Annotated in this window: 4 protein-coding genes; all 4 read left to right on the forward strand. The window is 28.6% G+C overall.

The genetic code is table 11. The annotated features are described in order from the left end of the window. The coding region (locus ACTG3S_RS02555; RefSeq protein ID WP_439127811.1) for a TonB-dependent siderophore receptor at positions 1-891 on the forward strand (891 nt) is incomplete at its 5' end. Between the two features lie 61 nt (positions 892-952). Then, the gene (locus tag ACTG3S_RS02560) at positions 953-2071 is read left to right on the forward strand and encodes a PepSY-associated TM helix domain-containing protein (protein WP_439127812.1); all 1119 of its coding nucleotides are present in this window, start codon (positions 953-955) and stop codon (positions 2069-2071) included. Positions 2072-2154: 83 nt separating this feature from the next. Next, entirely contained in the window at positions 2155-3321 is a 1167-nt protein-coding gene (locus ACTG3S_RS02565) for a GNAT family N-acetyltransferase (RefSeq protein ID WP_439127813.1), read from the forward strand. 7 nt (positions 3322-3328) lie between these two features. Then, a partial coding sequence (locus ACTG3S_RS02570) for an acyl-CoA thioesterase (protein WP_439127814.1) occupies positions 3329-3833 on the forward strand: 505 nt, incomplete at its 3' end.

Below are 3833 nucleotides of genomic sequence, written 5' to 3' on the forward strand. Positions count from 1 at the left end.
GCAAAATCTAATTATGAAATTTATAGTTTATATGCATCAGATGTAGTTAACCTTACAAATAACTTTTCTGCTATGATTGGTTTACGATTAGATAGATTTGTAAATGATGGTGATGTTGCAGATACAAGTGATGATTTTAATCAGACTACATTATCTCCAAAATTTGGGTTATTATATCAACCAATTCAAGAGAAATTATCTCTTTTTGCAAATTATCAAAACGGATTTACAAATGTTGCTCCACAATTAGTTGGAGATCCGAATGCAGGTCCTCAAACATTAAAAACCTTTACACCAGAAGAAGCTAATCAGTTTGAATTTGGAGTAAAAACAAATCTTTTTAAAAACAGATTAAATGCAACTGTAAGTTATTATGATATAAAAGTTAATGATAGAGTTATTACAGATCCATCATCACCCTTTAATAAAATACAAGGAGGAGAAGTAGTAAGTAAAGGTTTTGAAGTTGAAATAAATGCAAATCCATTTGATGGTTTAAACATTAGAGCTGGTTTTAGCAATAATGACAGTAAAACTACAAAATCTGATAATACAGAAATTTTAAATAAAAGACCTTTAGAAGCAGGACCAGAAATATTGTATAATTTCTGGGCAAATTACGAATTTCAAGAAGGTAGTTTAAATGGGTTTGGCTTAGGATTTGGTTTTAATGGTGCTAGTGATAGATTTGCCATTAACTATGTTTCTACAGGAGAATTTATTTTACCGAGCTACACAATTGTAAATTCTTCTATTTTTTATCAAGCAGAAAAATATAGAATCAGTTTAAAACTAAATAATGCTTTTAATAAAGAGTACTATAAAGGTTGGACAACTATAAACCCACAATCTCCAAGAGCAATTTTAGCAAACTTTACCTACAAATTCTAAACATCTACTAAAATTAAGAGCAGCACAAAATGTGCTGCTCTTTCTTACAATACAATCTAAAATGACGTCAAAAAAACTCATATTTCAACTTCATAAAATACTAGGTTTAGCAACAGGAATTGTTGTTTTTATTGTTGCAGTTACTGGTTGTTGCTGGGTATTTCAAGAAGAAATAAACGATTTAAATAGCGATTACAAGAAAGTTACTCCCAAAAATCAAAAAATGATTACGGTTTCAAAAGCAAAAGAAATTGCTAAAGAAATTTTTCCTAACAATAAAGTTCATGGAACCGTTTATAAAAAAAATGATGATGCCATTGAAGTCATTTTTTACGATGCAAAACCAGAGTTTTATCAGAGTATTTTTATAAATCCTTATTCTGGAAAAGTAATTCAGGTTGATGATCACTTATCTGGTTTTTTTGCCTTTATATTAAAAGGTCATATGCGTTTATGGTTGCCTAAAGAAATAGGTGAGCAAGTTGTAGGTATATCTATTTTAGTATTCATTTTAATTATAATATCTGGGTTTATTCTGTGGATTCCTAAAAAACGTAAAAATCTAAAACAACGTATAAAGTTCGATTGGAAAAAAACAACAAAATGGAAACGTAAAAATTTCGATTTACACACTATTATTGGTTTTTATATCTGTTCTTTTGCTTTAGTTATTGCTTTTACAGGTTCTATGATTTCTTATAATTGGTTAAAATATGTCGTTTATAAATCTACAGGTGGCGAAAAAGAAGTTTTTTTTGAAGTACCAAAAAATAAAGATTCAATAGTACTATCAAAAAAAGAAAAACCTATAGATTTATTAATCCCAAAATTGTTAAAAGAAAATCCAAATGCAGATGCTTTCGAGTTGCATTATCCAGAAACAAAAGAAGAAAGTATTTATGTAGAGGTTTCTAATACAAAAGGCATTTACTACGATTCCGATTATCGTTTCTTCGACCAAAATTCTTTACAAGAAATAGAAACAAAAAGCATTTATGGCAAATACAAAAATACTAAAGTAGCAGACAAAATATTACGTATGAATTATGATATTCATGTTGGTGCAATTGGCGGAATTATCGGAAAAATTATAGCATTTATAATAAGCTTCCTTACTGCTAGTTTACCAATCACAGGTATACTATTATGGTATGGTAGAAAATATAAAAAGAAACATTAGCATTTTCTTATAAGAGTATAGTTTTTAGAGTCACTTTTTTTTAGCATCTTTATCCTAGAATAAATTTATGCTAAATCTAAATATTGAAATTCTGTTCAAACACAAATAACGCCTCATTTTTTGTATCTGTAGATGATATTTCTGAGGATATTTGGCAAAGTCTAAATTGTGAAAACAACATCTATTTTCATAGAGATTTTTTAAAATCGATTGAAAAAAACCATCCTAAAATTACATTTTCTTACATAGTTTTGGTTGATGACAACGAAAAACCCATTGCTTTTTCTACCATAAAAATTATCGATTTTTACATAAATGCATTACAAAATGATTTAGATTTTTTAAAAAAATTAGGTAGAAAACTGCGAATTTTAAAAGAAAACAAACCCTTACGTTTGTTAATATCTGGTAACACCTTTGTAAGTGGCGAGCATGGTTTGTTTATTGATAAAAATGTAGACAAACAAAAGGTAATTTTAAAATTAGCAAATGCCATCAATCATTTTGTAAAATCGAATGCTACATTAAAAAATAAAATTGATGCGTATTTACTTAAAGATTTTGCAAAAGAATCTTTATTTATAACAAACGAATTAAAAAAAGTAAGCTATCATCCTTTTTCTGTAGAACCCAACATGCTACTAGAAATAGATAAAAATTGGCAAGATTTTGCTGATTATTTAGCAGCTATGAAAACCAAGTTTAGGGTAAAAGCTAAAAAAGCGTATACACAAAGTGCTGCTTTAAAAATAGAAAATATTACAGCAAAAAACAAACAATTTGTATTGCCAGAAATGACAAGTTTATATAAAAAAGTAGCCGAAAACGCTAACTTTAATCTTGGGGAATTTAACTTAGAAACGTATACCGATTTTAAGCAAAATTTTGGAGGAAATTACATATTAAAAGCTTTTTATTTAGACGAAAAACTAGTGGGTTTTATGTCTGGAATCATCAACAATAATAATTTAGACGCACATTTTGTGGGCATAGATTATACCTTAAATAGATCATATGCCATTTATCAAAGAATGCTGTATACCTATATAGAAATTGCCATAAAACGCAAATTATCTGTTATTAATTTTGGTAGAACTGCTAGTGAAATTAAAAGTTCTGTAGGTGCAGTACCACAAGATTTAACCATGTATCTTCGTCATAAAAAAACCATTACAAACAAAATTTTAAAACTATTTTTGCAAAAGATACAACCAACACCATTTCAGCAAAAATTACCTTTTAAAAAATAAAAAAGAAATGCAAACAAGTACAGAATTAATTGCACTTTTAAACTTAACAGATTTAGGAGAAAATAATTTTAGTGGAGCAAGTTATACCATTGGCAGCCCAATTGTTTTTGGTGGGCAGGTTTTAGCACAAGCTGTAAATGCAGCTTACAGAACCATACCAGAAAATAGATTTTTACATTCTTTACATTCTTATTTTTTAGAAGCAGGGGATTTAACTGTACCTATTAATTATCATGTGGCAGAAATGAGAGATGGTGGTAGTTTTTCTACAAGAAGAGTAACTGCTAGCCAAAAAGGAAAAACAATTTTTATTTTGGCGGCATCATTTCACCAGAAAGAAGATGGTTTTGAGCATCAAACACCATTTAATACAGACATTAAACAACCAGAAGAATTATTAAGTTGGGATGATATGTTGGAGCAATTTGGCGATTTTTTACCAAAATCTACCAAAGCTTTTTTAAGTGTAAAAAGACCTATAGAGTTTAAACCTGTTAGAGTTCCAAATCCAC

This window comes from Polaribacter sp. (assembly GCF_965656025.1).
In the GTDB taxonomy this organism is placed as follows: Bacteria; Bacteroidota; Bacteroidia; order Flavobacteriales; family Flavobacteriaceae; genus Polaribacter.

What these genes read in the sequence shown, in the direction of transcription:
- ACTG3S_RS02560 (WP_439127812.1), top strand. Translation starts at nt 953, where the DNA reads ATGACGTCAAAAAAACTCATATTTCAACTTCATAAAATACTAGGTTTA.